Here is a 21,048-nt window from a genome sequence, read left to right as displayed (position 1 = left end):
AAGCCGCTTCCTTGTTCTTGTTATCCCGCCGTGTGTCCCGCCGCGGTGCGCGCCTGCGCGGCCGGTGGCGGCAGGCCGATGCGCGTGGCGCCGGCGTCGTTGCTGTTCTCGCGCTCGATGCGCTCCTGCGTGCGGTGGTTCAACAGGATGATGCTGATGCGGCGGTTGATGGGGTTGCGCGGGTCGGCGCGGTCCAGGTGCATGCTGTCGGCCAGGCCGATCACGCGCAGCACCTTGTCCTCGGTCATGCCGCCCGTGACCAGCTCGCGGCGCGAGGCGTTGGCGCGGTCGGCCGAGAGCTCCCAGTTGCCGTACGCACGGTCGTTGGTGTAGACGATGGCGTCGGTGTGGCCCGACAGCGTGAGCTTGTTGGGCAGGCCGTTGAGCACGGGCGCCAGCTCGCGAAGAATGGCGCGCATGTGCGGCACCACGCGGGCGCTGGCCAGCTCGAACATCGGGCGGTTCTCGCTGTCCACGATCTGCAGGCGCAGGCCTTCGGTCGTGATGTCGATGAGGATCTGCGAGCGGAACTGCTGGAACACCGGGCTCTTCTCGATCAGCTCGTCGAGCTTCTTCTTCATCTCGGCCAGGCGGCTGGCGTCGGCCGCGTCCTCGCTGTCGGCCTCGGTGTGGCGCACCTCGCCCTCGGCGTGCATCACGTCGGCGCCGCCGCCGGGGATCATGCTGGTGCTCATGCTGCTCTTGTCGCCGCCGGCCAGCGCCACGCGCAGCGGCATGCGGAAATGCTCGGCAATGCCTTCGCGCTGCTTGGGGCTGGAGATCGACAGCAGCCACATCACGAGGAAGAAGGCCATCATGGCCGTCATGAAGTCGGCATAGGCGATCTTCCAGCCGCCGCCCGCATGGCCGCCGCCGTGCCCGCCGCCGTGGGCGCGCTTGATGATGATGCGGGGCTTCGCGTCGCTCATGGCCGTCGGGGAATCAGCGTGCCTTGACTTCGCGCACGTGGTCGTCCAGCTCGGTGAACGAGGGGCGCTCGGTCGAGAACAGCACCTTGCGGCCGAACTCCACGGCCAGCTGCGGCGCGTAGCCGTTCAGGCTGGCCAGCAGCGTGACCTTGGCGCACTGGTAGATCTTCATGCCCTCTTCGACCTTCTGCTCGATCAGCGAGGCCAGCGGCGACACGAAGCCGTAGGCCAGCAGCACGCCCAGGAAGGTGCCGACCATGGCGTGCGCGATGAGCGCGCCCATCTCCGACGGCGGCAGGTGGGCCGAACCCAGCGCATGCACCACGCCCATCACGGCCGCGACGATGCCCAGCGCGGGCAGCGCGTCGCCCACGCGCGAGAGGCTGTGCCCGGGCACGGCGGCCTCATGGCGGATGGTGTCGATCTCGTGGTCCATGAGGGCCTCGATCTCGTGGGCGTCGGTGTTGCCGCTGATGACCAGGCGCAGGTAGTCGCACAGGAACACGGTGATGCCCTCGTGCGCCAGGATGGTCGGGTAGCGGCCGAAGATCTCGCTTTGCTCCGGCGCTTCCACGTCGGACTCGAGCTTCATCATGCCCTCCTTGCGGGCCTTGGCGAGCAGCTCGTACAGCAGCGCCAGCAGGTCCATGTAGAGCTGGCGGTTGTGCTTCGAGGAACGCAGCAGGAGCGGCAGCTCCCGGATGGTCGCCTTGATGGTCTTGCCGTTGTTGCCCGCGATGAACGCGCCGAGCGCGGAGCCGCCGATCATGAGCAGCTCCACGGGCTGGAACAGCACGCCGAAATGCCCGCCCATGAGGCCGTAGCCGCCGAAGACGGCGCCGATCACCACCAGATATCCCACCAGAACCAGCACGCGCTTCCCCTATGCCCTGAGGCGTCCAAAACAAAAAACCCGCGCCGGGCGCCGGGGCACTTTCACGAGACGGCGCCGCCGATGTCGAGCACCGGGCCGCCGGCAATGAGGCCGCCGCGGCGCACCGGTTCGAGCTTGGGCTTGCGCGCCTTGCCCGCGCGCGAAGGCGGGCGGCACAGCACGCACACATAGCCGTGCTTGTGGTCGTGGGCATGCGCCACGAAGTGGCCGCCGCAGCGGCTGCACGGGCTCAGCTGCAGCATGTCGCTGTCGAAGAAACGCACCATGGTCTCGGCGCGCGTGAAGTCGAGCACGACCTCGCTGCCCTGCGACTCGACCTGCTCGGTGTACAGGCGGTAGGCCTTGATGAGCGCGGGCAGCTCGCCCTCGCCGGCCTCGTCGCGCATGAAGCGGTAGATGTTGTAGAACATCGACGAGTGGATGTTGGCCAGCCAGGTCATGTACCAGTCGGTGGAGAACGGCAGCAGGCCCTTGGGCGGCGAGACGCCCTTGAGTTCCTTGTACAGGCGGATCAGGCGCTCGCGGCTGAGCGCGACCACGGCCTCCAGGAACTGCAGGCGCGCACCCAGGCCGATGAGCTCGACCGCGAGCTGCACCTGCCGGACCTCGCCCAGGATGCTCTTGGCAGTCATGCGCTGGCCGAACCTGCTTTGCGCATCTGCGGCTGGGCTTGGGCCTGCGCCTGGCGCGCGCTCATCAGGATCGACATGTGGGCCTGCTGCAGCGCGGGCTCCTTGCCCTCGCCGACCACCGCGAACATGGGCCGGTCGTCCAGGCGGAAGCTGCACAGCAGGAAGTTGGACGCGGCCAGCTTCACGATCTGGCTGAGCGACATGTTCATGAGCAGATCGGCCAGTTCGCGCCCCACGCCGAGGCGGAACATGGCTTCCGCCCGGTCCCGCTTCACGAGCTTCTGCGCGAGCAGCATGTAGGCCAGATTGATCTCGCCGATTTCCTTCGAAATCACGCCGCCTGCGTTGACATTGCAATTTTCCACGTCTACTTCCATTTCCGATTCCATGTCGACTCCGCACGTCCATCCAACATGTATACATTATATACACACTTATTTACACTTCGAAGACAAAGTAGACCAAAAAGTAAAAGGGTTTCGACGCGGTTTCCGACAGAAGGCTTCAGGCCTCCCTCTGGGGAAGCGGTTTCAGTCCTGGCACCGGCGCGCGGTCACGGAGCGCAAGCAATTGTTACGGGCGTGCGTATTCCGGCAATTGGCAATCCCCTCGCCAATTGAATTTATAAAGACTATCGAACACCGACGAGCGTTAATCGGCGGCTTTATTCATTGTCTTTCAATAGGTCAATGACTTTCCATAGAACAACCGCCGATCAAGGCGCCGCAGCCTCGGCGCCGCCTTCCAGCCGGTGGATCCAGGCCATCACTTCCGCGACCGCCTGGTACAGCTGCGGCGGGATCTGGCGGTCGAGGTCAATCTGCATCAGCAGCTTCACGAGGTCGGCCGACGCATGCACATACAGCCCGTGCGCGCGCGCCTCGCGCAGGATCGATTCGGCCACCACGCCATAGCCCTTGGCGACGACGACGGGGGCCTTGCGCGTGTCCGCGTGCGAGAGCACGACGGCGCTGTGGCGATTGCGAAGCTCGTCGGTCATGCCGTCGCCTTCTCCATGACCTGCAACTGCTGCAGTTGAAGCCCGACGGCCTCGAAGCGTTGCGCGAGCCGGCCGGCGTCGCCGCGCAGGCGGGCCACGGTGGCGTGCTCGCGCGCCTGCAGCTGCGCCTGCACGGTCGGGCCGCTGAGGCTCAGGCGCAGGTCGACTTCGCCCAGGCGCGGCAGCACGAGCGACACGGTGGTCGACCAGCGGCGCGCGGCTTCTTCCTCGGCGGGTTCGCCTTCGCGTGCGTTGGAGCTGGCGGGGTCTTCCTCGATGGTCCACGCCATCGGCACCTCGGGCCAGGCGTGGCCGCTCCAGCGGAAGGCGGCGCTGGCCAGCAGATCGAGCTGCTGGTGCACGACGGTGACCGCTTGCGGATGGATCACTTCGGCGCTGCGCGGGGTGGGCGTGCTGGCGACGTCGGCCGCAGCGCGTGCGTGCTCTGCGATGCGGGGCGCAGGCATTTCCGGCGCGGGATCGGAGAGGCCGTAGGCCGCCTGCACGCGCGCCGCATCCGGTGCGGGCGCGGCGGCGGTCTCGCTGCGCGCAGCGCCACGCGCAGCTTGTGCGATGTCGGCTTCCGGCGCGTCGACCTGCGGGGCCTGCGCCTGCGCCTGCGCATTCCGCGCGGGCGGCGTCGCGACATCGACCGCAGCCAGCACCGTCGCCGCAGCCACCACGCCCTGCCCTGCTGCCGCCGTTGTCGTCGTCATCGCCGCCATCACCGGACTCGCCCAGCGCGCCTGCGGCTCCCGCGCCATCTGCGCGAGCGTGCGCGTGCCGGCCGCGAACTCGGCCAGGTGCGATTCGTAGAAGAGCCCGCTGTCCGCCACCGTCTGCGCCAGCGTGCCCGCGAGTGCCGCGGTGTTCGTGCCCTGGCGCGCGACGGGCAGCAGCAACGGCGCCTCGCCCCGCACCGGCCCCGGCGCGGCCTGCAGGTCGGCCAGCACCGCGCCGATCACGCGCGCGGCCAGCGACAGGCGGGTGTCGATCGAAGGCGGTGCACCGCCGGCGGGCGGCGCAGCCACCTCGCCACCGGACGCGCCCGAGGGCACCAGCCGGTCCAGCGCCGCGCGCGACGGCAAGCGCACGTCGTTCGCCGTCTTCGGCACGGCCACCGCCGCACCGGGCGCGCCCACCGTGGTCTCCGGCCGCAGGCCGAGCAGGTCGAGCGGCGGCGTCAGGCGCGCGGCCCTCAGTGCATCGATCAGTCCGGTGAGTCCCAGCATGGCCACGGTGGTGTCGTCCTGTCGGCTCGCGTCAGTGCGCGAGGCCGTAGGCCTTGCCCAGGTTCTTCTGGTGGTTGAGCGAATCCATGCGGCGGATCAGGTCGTCGAGTTGCGGCTTGATGAGCCCCGACAGCTCGGCCTGCTCGGTGCAGATGCGTTCGAGCAGGCGCAGCACCAGGTCGCGCTGCGCGGGCTCCAGCGACGCCAGCGGCTGGATCGCCTTCAGGCGCTCGACCGACGCCGAGCACCGGGCCTCCAGCTCGGGCAGTTGCCCCCATTCCTTGGCACGGGCCAGCGCCAGCATCGTCGAGATGCACGCAGCCAGCTGCTCGTAGCAATGGACGATCTCGCTGCGCACGGCCATCTGTTCCTGCCCCCAGGTCACGCTCTGCATCATCAGTTGGAAGGCCTGTCGTCGATCTCGCGCCAGGCGGACGCCAGGTGGTCGAGCAGGCGGTCGGCCTCGTCCAGCGCCTGCACGTCGTTGCGCAGGTTGGCCAGCAGCAGGCGTTGCACCACGTAGTCGTACAGCGACGAGAGGTTGCCGACGATGTCGCCGCCGGCCTCGCCGGCCGCCTCGGCATCGAGGCTGGCCTTCAGGCCGTTGTCGACGATGTTGATGGCCTTCGAAATCGCCTGCCCCTTGGCGCCGATGTCGCCGGCCGTCATGTGCAGGCGCGCCGCGCCGATGGCGGTCTTCGCGCCGTCGAACAGCATGTGGATCAGTTGCAGCGGCGACGCGCTCATGGCGCGCGTCTCCACGCCGACGCGCGCGTAGACGCCGGCACCGGTGCGGGAGTGGTGAGAGCTGTACATGTCGCTTCCTGTCCTCAGCCCTTGTTGGCGTTCATCGCGTCGAACTGCTGCGCGAGGTATTTCAGCGTGCCGTTCATCTTGTTCATCGCCACGTCCAGCTGCACGAACTGCTTGCGATAGCGCTCCACCGTCGCGTCGGCACGCTCCTTCATCGCGGTGTACTGGGTGTCGAGCTGCTTGAGCGAGCTCGTCACGCCGTCGGTGGCGACCTTGAGCGCGCCCTTGGTGCCGGTGAGGTCGTCGACCAGCGCCGTCAGCTGCTTGCCGTAGCCGGCAGTGCTTCCGGTGCCGCTGGAGAACAGCTTCGCGACGCCCTCCAGGTTGGTGTCGATGGCCTTGTCGAGCTTGTCGTTGTCGATCGCCAGCGTGCCGTCCTTCTGGAACGAGATGCCGATGGACGTGAGCACCTTCAGGTCGTTGGGGCCGCCCACCTGCGGTGCAACCAGCGCCTGGCGGATGCGCGTCTGCAGGTTGCGCAAGGTCGAGTCGCCCACCAGCGGCGCGGCGGCCTTGGCGTCGGTGTCGAAGGCCGTGAGCGACTTCGCGGTGCTCTGCAGCGCGTTGTAGGCCTTCACGAAATCGGTGATGGCCGTCTTCACCGACGTCGTGTTGGCCTTCATCACCAGGCTGAGCTTGCCGGTCTGCACCAGCGTGAGCGTGGTGCCCTGGATGGCGTCGGTCACCGAGTTGCTCGTGCTGGTGACGGCGATGTTGTTGACGGTGAGCTTGGCGTTCTGCGCCGCGGCGGTCTGCTTCAGGTTCTGCGTGCCGGCGGGGTCGTTGCCCAGCAGGTTCTGCAGCGCGGCGTCGCCGTCCACCGAGATGCGCATGGCCGAGGCCTCGCCGGTCTGCGTGGAAGTGAGCACCAGCCGGTTGGGCGTGCCGCTGCCGTCGTTCACGATGGTGGCCGACACGCCCGCATTGGCCGCGTTGATCGCATCGCGGATGCCGCCCAGCGTGTTGTTGGTCGCATCGATGGTGATCGGCTTGGCCGTGCGCGTCGCATCCTTGTCGAAGGTGGCGCCGGTGTACTGGCCGGTCACCGGGTCCAGCGTGCCGCCGGAGACCTTGCCGAAGTCGATGGTGATCTTGCCGCTGCCGATCGCGGTGGTGGTGCTGGCCTGGCCCTTCGCGATGACCGACTGCGCCTGCGCGAGCTGCGAGATGTCGATGGCATAGGTGCCGACCGAGCGCGGGTCGGTGCCGCTCGCCGCCATGATGCCGCTCACGCTCGGCGTGCCGGTGATGGCCTGGAACAGCGCCGGGTCGCCCAGCTTCTTGGCAGCCGCCTGGATGCCGGTGAGCGCGCTTTGCAGCGTGCCGTAGGCCGAGAGCTTGCTGTTGTAACTGGTCTGCTTGGCCTTCAGGGCCACCAGCGGCTGGTTCTCCGCGGTCTGCAGCTGGGTGAGCAATGCGCCCAGGTCAAGGTTGGCGCCAACGCCGATGCTGCTGATCGATGCCATGTCGGGGGTGTCCTGAAATGCGAATGAAATGAAGAGGTCTGGAGCGGGTCGTGATCAGGCTTGCTGGCTCACCAGAAGCCCGGCCTGCCGGTCCATGACCTTGGCGATGCGAACGACCTCTTCGGTCGGAATCTGGCGAATGACTTCGCCGTTGCTGCGGTCGACCACCTTGACGATGAGCTTGTCGGTGTCGCGGTCGACCTCGAACTGCAGGCTGATCGAGCGGCTTTCCAGCGAGGCGTTGACGGACTTCACCGCCATCTCGATCTGCACCGGTGTCGCCTCCTCGACCTCGGCCTCGGCCTTGCGCAGTGCGGCGGCCTCGGCGGCGGCCGCAGCGGCGCCGCCGGTGCGGCCGGCGAGCAGTTGCTGCAGCCAGGGGCTTTCCACGGCGGAGGCGGCGGGTACGGGCTGGGACATGGTCTGCGTTCTTCTTCTGGAGTTCGTTGTCCTGTGCGGCCTCGCCACGAACGTGGCCGCACAGGACAACGCAGGCGGCTTCGGGTCGCCCCGAAGGCCTGCGAGCAAAAAAGCAAGGCACCGGGCGCCACCCTTGTGAGGGGCGCCCGGTGGTCTTAGCGAATCAACGCAGCAGCGACAGCACGCCTTGCGTGGTCTGGTTCGCCTGCGCCAGCACCGAGGTACCGGCCTGCTGCAGGATCTGCGCGCGCGTCATGTTCGACACTTCCACGGCGTAGTCCGAGTCTTCGATGCGCGAACGCGACGACGACAGGTTGGTGATGGTGGTGCCGAGGTTGGCGATCACCGAGTCGAAACGGTTCTGCACCGCACCCAGCGAGGAGCGCAGCTTGTCGACCTTCGACAGGGCGGCGTCCAGGGCCTTGAGCGGGTCGACCGTCGAGGTCTTGCCGCTGCGGGCGTTCAGCGTGAAGGCGCCAGCCTTGGCCGAATCGGCGTAGACCGCATTGCCAGCGCCGTCGGTCACTGCGCCGTTGCTGTGCACGCTGTAGGTCGACACGGTGGTGAGCGAGTTGCCGAGCGAGCCGTCTGCGCCCACGTAGGCGCCAGCAACCGTGCCGCCAGCAGTGATCGTGACACCTGCCACGCCGCCGATGGTCGATGCCGCCACGGCGGTGCCAGCACCTGCGGCCAGCTTGTCGTTCAGCGCGGCGGCCGAGATTTCGTCGCCGGTCACGTCGAAGTTGGCTGCACCGGCGGTGGCCGTGTAGGTGGTGCCGCCGACCTTGATGGTGCCGCCCGTGCCGGTAGCCGACGCCATGCTGGTCGTCAGGCTCGTCAGCGTGGCTGCCTGAACGCCGGCGCCAGCGCTGTTCTGCGTCAGGTTGCCCACGTTGTCGACAAACAATGCAGAGCCGTCGGTCGCCGTGATCGTGCCGGCGCTGTCGATCTTGACGTCCAGCGAGGTGCCGCCGATCGTGACCGTGGCGGTCTTGCTCGAGCCCGCTGCGGGCTGGAGCGAAGCGATCGTGGCAGCGTTCGTGCGGCCCGTTTCACCGAAGGTGAAGGCGGACTTCGCAGCGTTGTAGGTGTAGGTGGAACCTGCGGTGACGACCGAGTCGCCCGCCTTGGCGCCCGCCAGCAGCTGCGAGCGCGTGGCCAACGTGTTGGTGGCCGTGACGTCGTACTTCTGCGTGCCGTTGACCGGCGCGCCGTTGGCGACAGCGCCAGCCAGCGTCAGGTCGTCCTTGGTGGCGGCCTTGTTCAGCGTGCCCGTGCCGTTCACGTTGAAGCTTTCCAGACCCAGGGTCTTGGCGCTGATTTCCTGCAGGTCGATGTCGATGGTTTCGCCGTCGTTCGCGCCCACTTGCACCGTCAGCTTGCCGGCGTTGGCCGACAGGACCTTCACGCCGTTGAACTGGGTCTGCTCCGACACGCGGTTGATTTCGTCCAGGCGCTGGCCGATTTCCGACTGGATCGAGTCCAGGTCGGTGGCCGAGTTGGTGCCGGTGGCGGCTTGCACCGACAGGTCGCGGATGCGCTGCAGGTTGTTGTTGACTTCGGTCAGCGCGCCTTCGGTGGTCTGCGCGATCGAGATGCCGTCGTTGGCGTTACGCGCGGCTTGTGTCAGGCCCTTGATGTTGGCGGTGAAGCGGTTGGCGATGGCCTGGCCGGCGGCGTCGTCCTTGGCGCTGTTGATGCGCATGCCGGAAGACAGGCGCTCGATGGCCGTGTTCAGGGCCGATTGCGACTTGTTGAGGTTGTTCTGCGTGAGAAGAGAAAGGCTGTTCGTATTGATGACTTGCGCCATGTTCGACTCCTGATTGACAAAAGGTTGTGGACTCCGGCCATCGGCCGTAACGCTGGACCCGCTTCCACGGTGAGACTCAAGCCATCGTTGAAGGGGATATCGGCGGGTGTCCGCAAACCTTTAGGGCCGCAACGAAAAAAGTTCTACGTTGCCGCCCCCTTGCCTCGTCATGCCTGCATGCTCATGATTTCCTGGTAGGCCGTCACCAGCCGGTTGCGCACCTGCAGCCCGGTCTGGAACGCCACGTTGGCCTTCTGCAGGTCGACCATCACGTCGTTGAGCGCCACGCCGGGCTTGCCCAGCTCGAAGGATTCGGCCTGCGCATAGGCCTGCTGCTGCGCGCCGCTGATGTTGGCGAGCGAGCGCTGCAGCTCGGCCGCGAAGCCGCCCGCGCCAGCCGGCGCAGTCGTCGCGGGCCCCATGCCGCTGGCGAGCGCGGTGGCGCGCATCTGCTGCAGGACGGATTCGATGGCATTGATGGACATGGGGAAAAGTTCACTTCCAGCTGACTTGACACGGAGCGCGCGAGCGCTCCAACCGGCAGGCAGCGTATCAAGGGAAGACCCCCATTCAAACGCGCAACTGAGGGCAAAACCCCCGGCTGTTCGACCGATCGAATTCCACATCGCCTGCTGACAATCGTTCGCGAAACCACAGGCCGCGCACGACGTCGCCGGCCACCGGCATGACATCCCAACACCGAATTCCCTCTCTCACTCCGGCGCCGGCCCTGCGCGGCGCAACGGCCCCGGCGAAGGCGCGCCGATGAGCACGGCCGCGCCCACGGGCGGCCTGACGGCGGGCGCCAACGGCCTGCCCCCGATGCTGGAGCGCATGCGCGCGCAGCCCCGGCTGCCGCTGATCCTCGGCGCCGCGGCGCTGGTGACGGTGGCGGCCGCTTTCTTCCTGTGGAGCCGCGGCCCTGACTACAAGGTGCTCTACACCAACGTGTCGGACCGCGACGGCGGCGCGATCATCGCGTCGCTGCAGCAGATGAACGTGCCCTACAAGTTCGCCGAGGGCGGCGGCGCGATCCTCATCGCGGGCGACAAGGTCGCCGAGACGCGCCTGAAGCTCGCGGCCCAGGGCCTGCCCAAGGCCGGCGGCGTGGGCTTCGAACTGATGGACAACCAGAAGTTCGGCACCAGCCAGTTCGCCGAGCAGGTCAACTACCAGCGCGGGCTCGAAGGCGAGCTGGCGCGCTCCATCGAATCGATCGGCAGCATCGAGGCCGCGCGCGTGCACCTGGCGCTGCCCAAGCCGTCGCTGTTCGTGCGCGACCAGAAGAAGCCCTCGGCCTCGGTGGTGCTCACGCTGATGCGCGGGCGCAGCATCGACGAAGGCCAGGTGAGCGCCATCGTGCACATGGTGTCCAGCAGCGTGCCCGACCTGGACGCCAAGAGCGTCACGGTGGTTGACCAGCGCGGCAACCTGCTGTCGTCGGCGCGCGGCACCAGCCAGGGGCTGGACGTGAGCCAGCTCAAGTACGCACAGGAGATCGAGCAGGGCTACGTGCGCCGCATCGAAGCCATTCTTCAGCCGCTGGTCGGCGCGAGCAACGTGCGCGCGCAGGTCGCGGCCGAGATCGACTTCTCGGTGGTGGAACACACCGACGAGAAGTACCGGCCCAACCAGGACCCGGCGCAGGCCGCGATCCGCAGCCAGCAGTCGAGCGAATCGGCACAGCACAACGGTGCGCCGCCGGGCGGCGTGCCGGGGGCGCTGTCGAACCAGCCGCCGGTGAACCCGACGGCGCCGATCACCGCGCCCAAACCGCCGAATGCACCGGGCGCACCGAACACGCCGAATGCATCTCCCGCCGCCGCACCGGCCGGCCCGAGCAACACGCGCAAGGACGTCACGACCAACTACGAGCTCGACCGCACCATCCGCCACGTGCAGCAGGCCGCCGGCGGCGTGAAGCGCCTGTCGGTCGCCGTGGTGGTGAACCACCGCGACACGGTCGATGCCGCGGGCAAGGCCAGCGCCCGCGCGCTCGCGCCCGCCGAGCTGGAGCAGATCCGCAACCTCGCCAAGGAAGCGATGGGCTTCAGCCAGGAACGCGGCGACTCGCTCAACGTGGTCAACAGCGCCTTCGCCCGCGATGGCGACAGCGACGCCGGCCCCGCGGCCGACGTGCCGTTCTGGCGCGACCGCGACAACCTCGCGTTCGGCAAGACGCTGGTCCCCTACCTGCTCATCGGCCTGCTCGCGCTGTTCGCCTGGTTCGCCGTGGGGCGCCCGCTGATGCGCCGGCACCTGGCCGCGCCGCCGCCCGCGCCGCCCGTGACCGATGCAAGCGCCGTGGCCCCCACCGGTACGGCCCCGGCCGAGCCCGAAGAAACCCTGCAGCAGCGCGAGTCCGCACGCCAGAAGGCCGACATGGACTACGCCCAGCAGACCGCCGACAAGGACCCCAAGCTCGTGGCCGCCCTGATCCAGCACTGGATGCACACCGATGACTAGCAGCGAAGCAGGCACCCGCAAGAGCGCCATCCTGCTCATGGCGCTGGGCGAAGACCGCGCCGCCGCCGCGCTGCACCTGCTGCCCACCTCCGAGGTGCAGGCGCTGGGCCTGGCCATGTCCAAGCTGAGCGCGGTCTCGCGCGACGAGCTGGCCTCGGTGCTGGCCGAGTTCCGCCAGGAGACCGAGCAGCTGTCGGCCCTGCACCTGGGCTCCACCAGCTACATCCGCGCCGTGCTCAAGAAGGCGCTGGGCGACGACCGCGCGAGCAACCTGCTGGAAGACATCCTGCAGCCCGACGAGCCGCACGGCGGCATCGAGCGCCTGAACGAACTCGAGGCCGGCGAGGTGGCCGAGCTCATCCGCGACGAGCACCCGCAGATCCTTGCGACGCTCTTGGTGCACCTGGACCGCATGAAGGCGTCGGAAGTGCTCGAGAAGCTGCCCGCGCGCCTGCGCCACGACGTGATCATGCGCGTGGCCACCTTCGGCGGCGTGCAGCCTTCGGCGCTGAACGAGCTCACCGAGGTGCTGACCGAGATGCTCGCGGGCCAGGGCCTGCGCCGCAGCCGCCTGGGCGGCGTGCGCACCGCGGCCGAGATCGTCAACCTGATGAGCACCACGGTGGAAGAAGAAGCCATTGCCCATGTGCGCGAACAGGACGAGGCGCTGGCCCAGCGCATCGTCGACGAGATGTTCGTGTTCGAGAACCTGCTGGGCCTGGAAGACCGCAGCATCCAGCGCCTGCTCAAGGACATCGAGAGCGACTCGCTCATCATCGCGCTCAAGGGCGCGCCGCTGGAACTGCGCGACAAGTTCCTCAGCAACATGTCGCAGCGCGCCGCAGAAACGCTGCGCGAGGACATGGAGCTGCGCGGTCCCGTGCGCGTGTCGCAGGTCGAGACCGAACAGAAGGCCATCCTGCAGGTCGCCCGCCGTCTGGCGGACGCCGGCGAGATCGTGATCGCAGCGCCTGGCACCGATGACTTCGTCTGACCCCGGCGCCTTCGGAGGATCGCGCGAGCGCCTCGCCGCCATCCACGCGGCCGCGCGCCAGGCCGGCGCCGGCACGCCCGCGCTGTCGGCGTGGGAGCGCTGGGAGATGGGCACGCTCGATGGCAAGGCGCCGTCGGGCACGGCGCTTTCGCGTCACACGGCGCAGCGCCCTTCTCCACCGCCTGCGCCTCCCGCACCCAAGGTCGACCTCGCCGAGCTGGCCCGCATCCGCAAGGAAGCGCGCGCCGCGGGCGAAGCCGAGGGCCGCGCCGCCGGGCTGGCCGAAGGCCGCCAGGTCGGCCACACCGAAGGCCTGGCCACCGGCCTCGCCGCCGCCAGCGTGCACGCCGAACGCCTGCGCGCGCTCGCCCGCTCGCTGCCCGAAGCCTTGCGCGGCGCCGAGGCCGAACTGGCCGAAGCCGTGCTCGCGCTCGCACTCGACGTGGCGCGCCAGGTGGTGCACCGCAGCTACCAGGCCGAGCCCGAATGGGTGCTGCCGCTGGTGCGCGACCTGCTGCATGCCGAACCCGCGCTGCGCGGCGAACCGCGCCTGCTGCTGCACCCCGACGACCTGGCACTGGTGAAGAACAGCCTGGGCAACGAGATCGAGGCGGCCGGCTGGCAGCTGCGCGCCGACGACAGCCTGGCGCGCGGCGGCTGCCGCGTGCAGTCGGCCACCGGCGAGCTGGACGCCAGCCTGGCCACGCGCTGGGAGCGTGTGGGTGCGGCGCTGCGTGGCGACGCTTCCTGAGCCGATGCAGACCGCGCCCACCAACCCTCATCTGAACAGCGTGCGCGCCGTGCTGGAACAGGCGCGCGCCGACGTCGCCCGTTGCACGACCACCACCGCCTCGGGCCGCCTCACGCGCGCCGTCGGCCTCGTGCTCGAGGCCGTGGGCCTGCAACTGCCTGTGGGCAGCGACTGCCTGATCGAACTGCCGCCCGGCCATCCGCAGCGCCATGCCGAGGCCGAGGTCGTCGGCTTCGCCGGTGACCGTCTCTTCCTCATGTCGCAGACCGAGGTGGCGGGCCTGCTGCCCGGCGCGCGCGTGTTCGCGCGGCCCGGCCTGCGCGAGCCCGGTGCGACCGGCGATGCCCACACCAAGCGCCTGCCCGTGGGCGAAGGCATGCTCGGCCGTGTGGTCGATGCGGCGGGCCGCCCGCTCGACGGGTTGGGCCCGCTCGACGTGGCGCGCCAGGTGCCGCTGGCGGCGCCGCCGATCAACCCGCTGTCGCGCGCGGCCATCGACTCGGTGCTCGACGTGGGCGTGCGCGCCATCAACGCGATGCTCACCGTCGGCCGCGGCCAGCGCATGGGCCTGTTTGCCGGCTCGGGCGTGGGCAAGAGCGTGCTGCTTGGCATGATGGCGCGCTACACCAGCGCCGAGGTGATCGTGGTCGGCCTCATCGGCGAACGCGGTCGCGAGGTGAAGGACTTCATCGAGAACACGCTGGGCGAGGAAGGCCTGGCCCGCGCCGTGGTGGTGGCCGCGCCGGCCGACAACTCGCCGCTGCTGCGCCTGCAGGGTGCGGCCTACGCCACCTGCCTGGCCGAGTACTTTCGCGACCAGGGCAAGGACGTGCTGCTCATCATGGATTCGCTCACGCGCTATGCAATGGCGCAGCGCGAGATTGCGCTGGCCGTGGGCGAGCCGCCCGCCACCAAGGGCTACCCGCCCTCGGTTTTCGCGCGGCTGCCGGCATTGGTCGAACGGGCCGGCAACGGCGCGCGCGACGCGCAGGGGCGCGGCGGCTCGATCACCGCCTTCTACACCGTGCTCTCGGAAGGCGACGACCAGCAGGACCCGATCGCCGATTCGGCGCGCGCGATCCTGGACGGCCACGTCGTGCTCTCGCGCACGCTGGCCGAGGCCGGGCACTACCCGGCCATCGACATCGAGGCCTCGATCAGCCGCGCGATGACGTCGCTGATTGCGCCCGCGCAGTTCGACACCGTGCGCCGCTTCAAGCAGATGCTGTCGCGCTACCAGCGCAACCGCGACCTGATCAGCGTCGGCGCCTACGCGCCGGGGCACGACCTGCAGCTGGACCAGGCGATCGCGATGTACCCGCGCATCGAGGCCTTCCTGCAGCAGTCGATGCACGAACGCACCGGCTACGAGGAGGCCATCGCCCACATGGACAGCCTGTTCACGAACACACCTTCCCCAGGACGCCCATGAGCAGCAGCAAACTCCCCCTCGGCATGCTCATCGACCTGGCGCAGAGCCAGACCGACGACGCCGCGCGCCGCCTGGGCGCACTGCAAAGCGCGCACCTGAGCGCGCAGCAGAAGCTCGAGCTGCTGCTGCAGTACCGCCAGGACTACCACGCGCAGCTGGACACGTTGATGCGCGGCGGCCTGCCGTCGTCGCAGTGGCGCAACTACCGCAACTTCCTCGGCACGCTCGACCACGCGATCGCGCAGCAGCGCGCCATCGCCGAGCGGGCCGGGCACCAGCTCGACCGGGGCCGCACCGACTGGCAGCGCGAGAAGCGCCGCCTCAGCTCCTTCGACACGCTGGCCGATCGCGTGCGCACGCAGGAGCTGATGGCGCAGGCCAAGCGCGAACAGCGCGACAGCGACGAACGCGCCGCCCGCCAGTTCTTCGACCGCGCCTCGCACCCCACCCACTGAATCTCCTCCAGGAACCGACATGCCTCCCATGATCCCGCCGACTGTCACGCCTGCCGCCACCTCGCCGGTCGCGCAGGGCGGCGCACGTGGCCGCAGTGCCGACGAAGCGCAGGGCCGCGCGTTCGGTGCCGCGCTTGAACGGTCGCGCACAAGCCGGGCCGAGAAGGCGTCGGATGCCGACACCGTGGTGGCGGATGCCAAGCCGCTGCGCAAGACGGAGCTTGCTGAAGAGATGCGGGATGCGCAGCCTACGGAGCCCGACCTCGCCTTTCTCGCAGCCGCCGTCACGCCGCAACAGGCATTGGTGCTTGCGGGAGGTGCGGCCACGCAGGGCAGCGGTGCGCCAGAAGCTTCACTGGCGCCGGTCACGCCCGACGCCCAAGCCGGCCTGCCCGCAAGCACGGTGCGTTTGAGCAGCGACGCCGCCGCCACGCCCGCGCCCGCTATCGCCACCGAAGACGCTTCCGCCCCCACCGCTACCGCCGCCGCACAAAGCGCGACGCCCGAAGCCGACAGCGCAGCACCGCCTTCGCTGTACGAGATCGTGCGCGCCGCCGTCGCTGCTCAGCCGATGGCTGTCGATGGCAAGAAGCCGGCGGCCGCACCCGCAGGCCCGCCCGTCGGCACCGCCGCACCGGGCCGCGCGGGCGCACCGCGCACCGTGAGCGCCACCACCACCGAACAACTCGCAGCCGCCGCGCAAGCCCAGCCTGCCGGCGACGCGAAGCCCGCGACAGTGGACGCCGCCCCCGTCGCCGCAGTGTCGGCCAGCACCTCGGGCGACGACACGACGACTCCGTCCACCACCCCGTTCGCGCTTCAACAGCCCGCGACCGTCTCCTCCGAGCGCACGACCGAAAGCCCCGCCGCACGCCCCGCCATGCACACGCTCGCGCCCGAAGTCGGCAGCGAGAAATGGGCACCCGCACTCGGCCAGCAGCTCGCGCGCATGAGCCTCGGCGGCACGCACACGGCCGAGCTGAACCTCAACCCCGCCGGCCTCGGCCCGCTGAAGGTCACGCTGTCGGTCGGCGAGCACCAGGCGCAGGCCGCGTTCGTGTCGGCGCACGAGAGCGTGCGCAAGGCCGTCGAGGCTGCGCTGCCGCAGCTGCGCACCAGCCTGTCGGAGCAGGGCATCACGCTGGGCCAGACCTCGGTCGGCGCGGACACGCGCGCGCCGTTCGGGCAGGACGCCGCGTTCGCGCAGCAACAGCAGCAACAACACCAGCGACAGGGCGCATGGCGACCGCAGGGCACTTCCGCTGCCACCGACATCGCCCGCACGGCAACGGCAGCACCCCGCCCCCTTGCCACCCCACGCACGGGCCCGGGCGTCGACACCTTCGCCTGAAACCGTCCCGCCCGCCGCCCCAATGAACGGATGTGAAGCGCCTTTGTGCGCTTGTTCGGCCGTTCGCCGGCGGGCGACTTCGCAAAGAATAGATCGGACCCGTCCACCGTTTCACCATGGCTACCTCTTCTCCTGCCGCCACCGCGGCTGCGTCGGTCGCGACCGACCCGCCGGCCTCGCGCCGCAACTCGAAACTGCTGATCGGGCTCGTGGCCGTCCTCGGCCTGGCCGTGGCCGGCGCGGCGGCGTACGTCTTCGTGCTGCCCCGCTTCACCGAGCACGCCGCCGCCGAAACGGCCAAGGCGCCGGTGCCCGAGAAACCCATCTTCCTGCTGCTGGAGCCGCTGACCGTCAACCTGCAGTCCGAAGGCCGCTCGCGCTTCCTGCAGATCGGCATGGCGCTGAAGGTGCGCGACGAGCAGGCCAAGGCGCAGATCGTGGAGTTCATGCCCGAGCTGCGCAGCCGCCTGCTGGTGCTGCTGTCGAACCGCCCGCCCGAATCGCTGGTCACCTCGGAAGACAAGGCCCGGCTGGCCACGGAGATCCACGGCGTGCTGAACGCACCGCTGGCCGAGGGCCTGCCCGAGCTGGGCATCGCGAGCGTGTCCTTCAACTCCTTCGTCGTGCAGTGACGACGATGCCCGTTTGCGGACCCGCGATCCATGGCGTATGAACAGGTGCTCTCCCAGGACGAGGTCGATGCGCTGCTGCAGGGCGTCACCGGCGGCGACCTCGACCAGGCCGCCGCGCCCGCGCCGCCGCCCGACGGCCTGCCGGCCTACGACCTCGGTGCGCCCGACCGCGTGGTGCGCAACCGCATGCACACGCTGGAGGTCATCAACGACCGCTTTGCACGCGGCCTGCGCAGCGCGCTGCTGAACTTCATGCGCCGCAGCCCCGACATCTCGGTGGGGCCGGTGCAGATCCAGCAGTTCGGCGAGTTCGTGCGGCACCTGCCGGTGCCCGCGAACATCAACATGGTCCACATGAAGCCGCTGCGCGGCACCGCCCTCTTCGTGTTCGACCCGAAGCTGGTGTTCCTCGTGGTGGACAACCTGTTCGGCAGCGACGGCCGCTACCACGTGCGCGTGGAAGGGCGCGACTTCACGCGCACCGAGCAGCGCATCATCAAGCGCCTGCTCGACCTGTCGCTGCAGTGCTACGGCGACGCCTGGCAGCCGGTGTTTCCGCTGGCCTTCGACTACGTGCGCGCCGAGATGCACGGCAAGCTCGCCAACATCGTGGCGCCCAACGAGGTGGTGATCAACACCACGCTGCAGATCGAGTTCGGCCCCATCGGCGGCTTTTTGCATGTGTGCCTGCCCTATTCGATGATCGAGCCGATCCGCGACCTGCTGTCCAACCCGATCCAGGACGAGGTCGAGGTCGACAAGCGCTGGGTCACGCAGATGTCGCGCCAGATGCAGGCCGCCGACGTCGAGCTCACCGCCGACTTCGTGACCATGCCCTCGACGCTGGGCGAGGTGATGAAGCTGCGCGTGGGCGACGTGATTCCCATCGAGCTGCCGGCGACGGTGGTCGCCAAGGTCGGCGGCGTGCCCGTGATGGCCTGCGGCTACGGCACCTCCAACGAGCGCTACGCCCTGCGCGTGCAACACATGATCTCCCACCAAGACAGCGATTCGAAGAACGACCATGACTGACAACACCTCTGCCGCCAGCGACGCGGACGACTGGGCCAGCGCACTGGCCGAGCAGACCGCGGCCAGCGCGCCCGCGCCCGACCCGGCCGTGGCGCCGGCCACCGCGCAGGTCTTCCAGCAGATCCAGGATGCGCCGGCTGCATCGTCCGCCACGCCCGTGGACATCGCGCGCGTGCTCGACGTGCCGGTGCAGCTCACCGCCGAGATCGGCCGCACGCGCATCACCATCAAGAACCTGCTGCAGCTGTCGCAGGGCTCGGTGGTCGAGCTCGACGGCCTGGCCGGACAACCGCTGGACGTGCTGATCAACGGCTACCTCATTGCGCAGGGCGAGGTCGTGGTGGTGAACGAGAAGTACGGCATCCGCCTGACCGACATCGTCACGCCCTCCGAGCGCATGCAGAAGCTCGCGCGCGCATGAACCTGGCGCGGGTGTCTTCGCTGCTTGCGCGGGGCGCCGCGCTGCTGGCACTGGGCTTTCATGCGGCGCATGCGGCCTTGCCCACCGTGCCCACGCCGGTGCGCGAAGCCGCGCCGCCTTCTGCGGTCGGCGGCGCAGGCCTGCTGCAGGCGGGCTTCGGCATGGCGGCGGTCGTCGGCCTGATCTTCCTGTGCGCGTGGCTGGCGCGGCGCTTCGGCCTGCAGCGGCTGGGCGGCGGCCAGGTCGTGAAGGTGGTGTCCACCGCCATGGTCGGCCCGCGCGAGCGCGTGGTCGTGGTGGAGGTGGCCGGCCAGTGGCTGGTGCTGGGCGTGACCAGCAACCAGGTCCGCACGCTGCACACGCTGCCGGCACAGGCAACGCCTTCCGTTGCAACGCCCGTGCCTGTACAGAACCCGGTGGGCCTGTTCGCCCAGAAGCTGCGCGATTCCCTCGCGGGCAAGGCGCGCACCGCGCCATGACGCGCCCCGCCCTGCACCGCGGCCTGCGCACCGCCCTGCTGCTGCTCGCCGCCACGCTGCCCGCCGCCGCGTGGACCCAGGGGCTGCCCGGCCTCACGAGCACGCCGGGCCCCGGCGGCAGCCAGACCTGGTCGCTGAGCGTGCAGACGCTGGTGCTGCTGACCTCGCTCACCTTCCTGCCCGCGCTGCTGCTGTCGATGACCAGCTTCACGCGCATCCTCATCGTGCTGGGCCTGCTGCGCACCGCCATCGGCACGCAGACCTCGCCGCCCAACCAGATCCTGGTGGGGTTGTCGCTGTTCCTCACCTTCTTCGTGATGTCGCCGGTGTTCGACAAGGCCTACACCGAGGCCTACGTGCCCTTCTCCGAAAGCAAGCTCAGCGCCGAGAAGGCCTTGGAGCGCGGCATCGCGCCCTTCAAGACCTTCATGCTCAAGCAGACGCGCGAGACCGACCTGGCGCTGTTCGCACGGCTCGCCAAGGCGCCCGAGATGCAGGGGCCCGAAGACGTGCCGCTGCGCATCCTGCTGCCGGCCTTCGTGATCAGCGAGCTGAAGACGGCGTTCCAGATCGGCTTCACCATCTTCATTCCCTTTCTCATCATCGACCTCGTGGTGGCGAGCGTGCTGATGTCGATGGGCATGATGATGGTGCCGCCCGCGTCCATCGCGCTGCCCTTCAAGCTCATGCTGTTCGTGCTGGCCGACGGCTGGCAGCTGCTGATCGGCGCGCTCTCGCAGAGCTTCTACTTATGACGCCCGAATCCGTCATGACCATGGGCCACCGGGCCATGGAAATCTCGTTGCTGCTGGGCGCACCGCTGCTGCTGGTGGCGCTGGTGATCGGCCTGGTGGTCAGCATCTTCCAGGCGGCCACGCAGATCAACGAGGCCACGCTGTCCTTCATTCCCAAGCTGCTCGCGGTGTTCGCGACGCTGGTCATCGCCGGGCCGTGGATGCTTGACCGCATGCTCGACTACATGCGCGCCCTGTTCGCCAGCATCCCGCAGATGCTGGCGTGACGCCCTCGGTTTTTTCCGTCACCTCGGGCCAGCTCGAGGCCTGGCTGGTGGCCTTTCTCTGGCCCTTCGTGCGCATGCTGGCCATGGTCTCCACGGCGCCGGTGTTCGGCGAGCCCTGGGCGACGCGCCAGGTGAAGGTGGGCATCGCCGCCGTGCTCACGTTGGTGATCTCGCCCACGCTCGGGCCGCTGCCGGCGGTGCCCGTGGTGTCGGCGGGCGGCCTGTGGATCATCGTGCAGCAGGTGCTGATCGGCGCCGCCATGGGCTTCTCGATGCGCCTCATCTTCACGGCCGTGCTGGCCGCGGGCGAGTACATCGGCCTGCAGATGGGTTTGTCGTTCGCGTCCTTCTTCGACCCCATGAGCCACGGCAGCACGATGGTGGTGTCGCGGTTGCTGAACATGCTGGCGATGCTGATCTTCATGGCGCTGGACGGCCACCTGCTGATGCTGGAGGCGCTGGCCGCGAGCTTTCACACGCTGCCCATCGCCAACGCGCCGCTGGCGGCCGGCGGCTGGATGTTCCTGGTGCTCGCGGGCGGCGACATCTTCGCGAGCGGCCTGCTGCTGGCGCTGCCGCTGATCACCGCGCTGCTCACGCTCAACCTCGCCATGGGCATCCTGAACCGCGCCTCGCCGCAGTTCAGCATCTTCGCGGTGGGCTTTCCGCTCACGCTGCTGGCGGGGCTGGTGATGCTGCAGCTGCTGATGCCGCACCTGGCGGCGTTCCTGGAGCCGCGGTTTGCGGAGTCGCTCTCGAACATGCTGCGGTTCACGCAGGGGTTGCGGCCTTGAGGGCTGGACCTGTGCTTGCGGCC

25 protein-coding genes are annotated in these 21,048 nt (G+C 69.1%); 13 read left to right on the top strand and 12 right to left on the bottom strand.

Features of this window, described 5'->3' with window-relative positions:
- Positions 1-20: 20 nt before the first annotated feature.
- The 12 genes from motB to fliE form a co-directional block, all read right to left on the bottom strand.
- On the bottom strand, positions 21-929 hold the full coding sequence (gene motB, locus AC07OX_RS07730) for a flagellar motor protein MotB (RefSeq protein WP_139700362.1): 909 nt from the start codon (positions 927-929) through the stop codon (positions 21-23).
- 13 nt (positions 930-942) lie between these two features.
- Positions 943-1,803, bottom strand: coding sequence for a flagellar motor stator protein MotA (gene motA, locus AC07OX_RS07725; RefSeq protein ID WP_070061563.1), 861 nt, complete (start codon positions 1,801-1,803; stop codon positions 943-945).
- Between the two features lie 62 nt (positions 1,804-1,865).
- On the bottom strand, positions 1,866-2,456 hold the full coding sequence (flhC, locus tag AC07OX_RS07720; protein ID WP_062469371.1) for a flagellar transcriptional regulator FlhC: 591 nt from the start codon (positions 2,454-2,456) through the stop codon (positions 1,866-1,868).
- Positions 2,453-2,821 (bottom strand): flagellar transcriptional regulator FlhD, encoded by a 369-nt coding sequence (flhD, locus tag AC07OX_RS07715; RefSeq protein WP_370680118.1) that lies wholly within the window; start codon positions 2,819-2,821, stop codon positions 2,453-2,455. Before flhD ends, flhC begins: the two co-directional genes overlap by 4 nt.
- Before the next feature lie 350 nt (positions 2,822-3,171).
- Positions 3,172-3,456: an EscU/YscU/HrcU family type III secretion system export apparatus switch protein gene (locus tag AC07OX_RS07710; protein WP_492685892.1), complete on the bottom strand. Its 285-nt coding sequence runs from the start codon at positions 3,454-3,456 to the stop codon at positions 3,172-3,174.
- Complete coding sequence (gene fliK, locus AC07OX_RS07705) at positions 3,453-4,688, bottom strand: flagellar hook-length control protein FliK (RefSeq protein WP_495260893.1); 1,236 nt, start codon at positions 4,686-4,688, stop codon at positions 3,453-3,455. The genes AC07OX_RS07710 and fliK overlap by 4 nt, the downstream gene beginning before the upstream one ends.
- 31 nt (positions 4,689-4,719) lie before the next feature.
- Entirely contained in the window at positions 4,720-5,085 is a 366-nt protein-coding gene (locus AC07OX_RS07700) for a flagellar protein FliT (protein ID WP_223301366.1), read from the bottom strand.
- Entirely contained in the window at positions 5,085-5,504 is a 420-nt protein-coding gene (gene fliS / locus AC07OX_RS07695; RefSeq protein WP_070061560.1) for a flagellar export chaperone FliS, read from the bottom strand. Before fliS ends, AC07OX_RS07700 begins: the two co-directional genes overlap by 1 nt.
- Before the next feature lie 14 nt (positions 5,505-5,518).
- Complete coding sequence (fliD, locus tag AC07OX_RS07690; protein ID WP_495260739.1) at positions 5,519-6,967, bottom strand: flagellar filament capping protein FliD; 1,449 nt, start codon at positions 6,965-6,967, stop codon at positions 5,519-5,521.
- 54 nt (positions 6,968-7,021) lie between these two features.
- Entirely contained in the window at positions 7,022-7,387 is a 366-nt protein-coding gene (locus AC07OX_RS07685) for a flagellar protein FlaG (protein WP_095744080.1), read from the bottom strand.
- A 163-nt stretch (positions 7,388-7,550) separates the two neighbouring features.
- Entirely contained in the window at positions 7,551-9,197 is a 1,647-nt protein-coding gene (locus AC07OX_RS07680; RefSeq protein WP_159274394.1) for a flagellin N-terminal helical domain-containing protein, read from the bottom strand.
- 167 nt (positions 9,198-9,364) lie between these two features.
- Entirely contained in the window at positions 9,365-9,682 is a 318-nt protein-coding gene (gene fliE / locus AC07OX_RS07675; RefSeq protein WP_159274393.1) for a flagellar hook-basal body complex protein FliE, read from the bottom strand.
- Between the two features lie 280 nt (positions 9,683-9,962).
- Here fliE and fliF point away from each other — a divergent pair, with 280 nt between their 5' ends.
- The 13 genes from fliF to fliR all read left to right on the top strand — a co-directional run bounded on the left by fliF (position 9,963) and on the right by fliR (position 21,025).
- Positions 9,963-11,663: a flagellar basal-body MS-ring/collar protein FliF gene (gene fliF, locus AC07OX_RS07670; RefSeq protein WP_495260740.1), complete on the top strand. Its 1,701-nt coding sequence runs from the start codon at positions 9,963-9,965 to the stop codon at positions 11,661-11,663.
- The gene (fliG, locus tag AC07OX_RS07665) at positions 11,656-12,657 is read left to right on the top strand and encodes a flagellar motor switch protein FliG (protein ID WP_062469343.1); all 1,002 of its coding nucleotides are present in this window, start codon (positions 11,656-11,658) and stop codon (positions 12,655-12,657) included. The genes fliF and fliG overlap by 8 nt, the downstream gene beginning before the upstream one ends.
- Positions 12,644-13,408, top strand: coding sequence for a flagellar assembly protein FliH (gene fliH / locus AC07OX_RS07660; protein ID WP_495260741.1), 765 nt, complete (start codon positions 12,644-12,646; stop codon positions 13,406-13,408). Before fliG ends, fliH begins: the two co-directional genes overlap by 14 nt.
- Positions 13,409-13,412: 4 nt before the next feature.
- Positions 13,413-14,840 carry a flagellar protein export ATPase FliI gene (gene fliI / locus AC07OX_RS07655; RefSeq protein WP_495260742.1) on the top strand — a complete coding sequence of 476 codons (1,428 nt, stop codon included), beginning with the start codon at positions 13,413-13,415 and terminating at the stop codon, positions 14,838-14,840.
- Positions 14,837-15,295, top strand: a complete 459-nt coding sequence (fliJ, locus tag AC07OX_RS07650; protein ID WP_495260743.1) for a flagellar export protein FliJ — start codon at positions 14,837-14,839, stop codon at positions 15,293-15,295. The genes fliI and fliJ overlap by 4 nt, the downstream gene beginning before the upstream one ends.
- A 28-nt stretch (positions 15,296-15,323) precedes the next feature.
- Positions 15,324-16,646: a flagellar hook-length control protein FliK gene (locus AC07OX_RS07645; RefSeq protein WP_495260744.1), complete on the top strand. Its 1,323-nt coding sequence runs from the start codon at positions 15,324-15,326 to the stop codon at positions 16,644-16,646.
- Between the two features lie 116 nt (positions 16,647-16,762).
- Entirely contained in the window at positions 16,763-17,278 is a 516-nt protein-coding gene (gene fliL, locus AC07OX_RS07640; protein ID WP_495260745.1) for a flagellar basal body-associated protein FliL, read from the top strand.
- A 30-nt stretch (positions 17,279-17,308) separates the two neighbouring features.
- Positions 17,309-18,310: a flagellar motor switch protein FliM gene (gene fliM / locus AC07OX_RS07635; RefSeq protein ID WP_062469328.1), complete on the top strand. Its 1,002-nt coding sequence runs from the start codon at positions 17,309-17,311 to the stop codon at positions 18,308-18,310.
- The gene (gene fliN, locus AC07OX_RS07630; RefSeq protein WP_062469325.1) at positions 18,303-18,731 is read left to right on the top strand and encodes a flagellar motor switch protein FliN; all 429 of its coding nucleotides are present in this window, start codon (positions 18,303-18,305) and stop codon (positions 18,729-18,731) included. Before fliM ends, fliN begins: the two co-directional genes overlap by 8 nt.
- Positions 18,728-19,210, top strand: a complete 483-nt coding sequence (gene fliO / locus AC07OX_RS07625) for a flagellar biosynthetic protein FliO (RefSeq protein ID WP_495260746.1) — start codon at positions 18,728-18,730, stop codon at positions 19,208-19,210. The genes fliN and fliO overlap by 4 nt, the downstream gene beginning before the upstream one ends.
- A complete protein-coding gene (fliP, locus tag AC07OX_RS07620; RefSeq protein WP_062469318.1) occupies positions 19,207-19,965 on the top strand; it encodes a flagellar type III secretion system pore protein FliP in 759 nt (252 codons plus the stop codon). Before fliO ends, fliP begins: the two co-directional genes overlap by 4 nt.
- Positions 19,962-20,231: a flagellar biosynthesis protein FliQ gene (fliQ, locus tag AC07OX_RS07615; RefSeq protein WP_062469313.1), complete on the top strand. Its 270-nt coding sequence runs from the start codon at positions 19,962-19,964 to the stop codon at positions 20,229-20,231. The genes fliP and fliQ overlap by 4 nt, the downstream gene beginning before the upstream one ends.
- Positions 20,228-21,025, top strand: coding sequence for a flagellar biosynthetic protein FliR (gene fliR / locus AC07OX_RS07610; RefSeq protein WP_495260747.1), 798 nt, complete (start codon positions 20,228-20,230; stop codon positions 21,023-21,025). Before fliQ ends, fliR begins: the two co-directional genes overlap by 4 nt.
- Positions 21,026-21,048: the final 23 nt, after the last annotated feature.

This window comes from Variovorax sp. GW821-FHT09D07, from assembly GCF_059416345.1.
Note: the sequence above shows the minus strand (reverse complement) of the source record. Positions and strands in the feature narration are given on the sequence as shown.

What these genes read in the sequence shown, in the direction of transcription:
- AC07OX_RS07685 (WP_095744080.1), bottom strand. Translation starts at nt 7,387, where the DNA reads ATGTCCCAGCCCGTACCCGCCGCCTCCGCCGTGGAAAGCCCCTGGCTG.
- fliQ (WP_062469313.1), top strand. Translation starts at nt 19,962, where the DNA reads ATGACGCCCGAATCCGTCATGACCATGGGCCACCGGGCCATGGAAATC.
- AC07OX_RS07700 (WP_223301366.1), bottom strand. Translation starts at nt 5,085, where the DNA reads ATGATGCAGAGCGTGACCTGGGGGCAGGAACAGATGGCCGTGCGCAGC.
- AC07OX_RS07710 (WP_492685892.1), bottom strand. Translation starts at nt 3,456, where the DNA reads ATGACCGACGAGCTTCGCAATCGCCACAGCGCCGTCGTGCTCTCGCAC.
- fliL (WP_495260745.1), top strand. Translation starts at nt 16,763, where the DNA reads ATGGCTACCTCTTCTCCTGCCGCCACCGCGGCTGCGTCGGTCGCGACC.
- fliS (WP_070061560.1), bottom strand. Translation starts at nt 5,504, where the DNA reads ATGTACAGCTCTCACCACTCCCGCACCGGTGCCGGCGTCTACGCGCGC.
- fliN (WP_062469325.1), top strand. Translation starts at nt 18,303, where the DNA reads ATGACTGACAACACCTCTGCCGCCAGCGACGCGGACGACTGGGCCAGC.
- fliO (WP_495260746.1), top strand. Translation starts at nt 18,728, where the DNA reads ATGAACCTGGCGCGGGTGTCTTCGCTGCTTGCGCGGGGCGCCGCGCTG.
- fliI (WP_495260742.1), top strand. Translation starts at nt 13,413, where the DNA reads ATGCAGACCGCGCCCACCAACCCTCATCTGAACAGCGTGCGCGCCGTG.
- fliJ (WP_495260743.1), top strand. Translation starts at nt 14,837, where the DNA reads ATGAGCAGCAGCAAACTCCCCCTCGGCATGCTCATCGACCTGGCGCAG.
- fliD (WP_495260739.1), bottom strand. Translation starts at nt 6,967, where the DNA reads ATGGCATCGATCAGCAGCATCGGCGTTGGCGCCAACCTTGACCTGGGC.
- motB (WP_139700362.1), bottom strand. Translation starts at nt 929, where the DNA reads ATGAGCGACGCGAAGCCCCGCATCATCATCAAGCGCGCCCACGGCGGC.
- AC07OX_RS07680 (WP_159274394.1), bottom strand. Translation starts at nt 9,197, where the DNA reads ATGGCGCAAGTCATCAATACGAACAGCCTTTCTCTTCTCACGCAGAAC.
- fliH (WP_495260741.1), top strand. Translation starts at nt 12,644, where the DNA reads ATGACTTCGTCTGACCCCGGCGCCTTCGGAGGATCGCGCGAGCGCCTC.
- fliF (WP_495260740.1), top strand. Translation starts at nt 9,963, where the DNA reads ATGAGCACGGCCGCGCCCACGGGCGGCCTGACGGCGGGCGCCAACGGC.
- fliE (WP_159274393.1), bottom strand. Translation starts at nt 9,682, where the DNA reads ATGTCCATCAATGCCATCGAATCCGTCCTGCAGCAGATGCGCGCCACC.
- fliP (WP_062469318.1), top strand. Translation starts at nt 19,207, where the DNA reads ATGACGCGCCCCGCCCTGCACCGCGGCCTGCGCACCGCCCTGCTGCTG.
- fliK (WP_495260893.1), bottom strand. Translation starts at nt 4,688, where the DNA reads ATGCTGGGACTCACCGGACTGATCGATGCACTGAGGGCCGCGCGCCTG.
- AC07OX_RS07645 (WP_495260744.1), top strand. Translation starts at nt 15,324, where the DNA reads ATGATCCCGCCGACTGTCACGCCTGCCGCCACCTCGCCGGTCGCGCAG.
- fliM (WP_062469328.1), top strand. Translation starts at nt 17,309, where the DNA reads ATGGCGTATGAACAGGTGCTCTCCCAGGACGAGGTCGATGCGCTGCTG.
- fliG (WP_062469343.1), top strand. Translation starts at nt 11,656, where the DNA reads ATGACTAGCAGCGAAGCAGGCACCCGCAAGAGCGCCATCCTGCTCATG.
- flhC (WP_062469371.1), bottom strand. Translation starts at nt 2,456, where the DNA reads ATGACTGCCAAGAGCATCCTGGGCGAGGTCCGGCAGGTGCAGCTCGCG.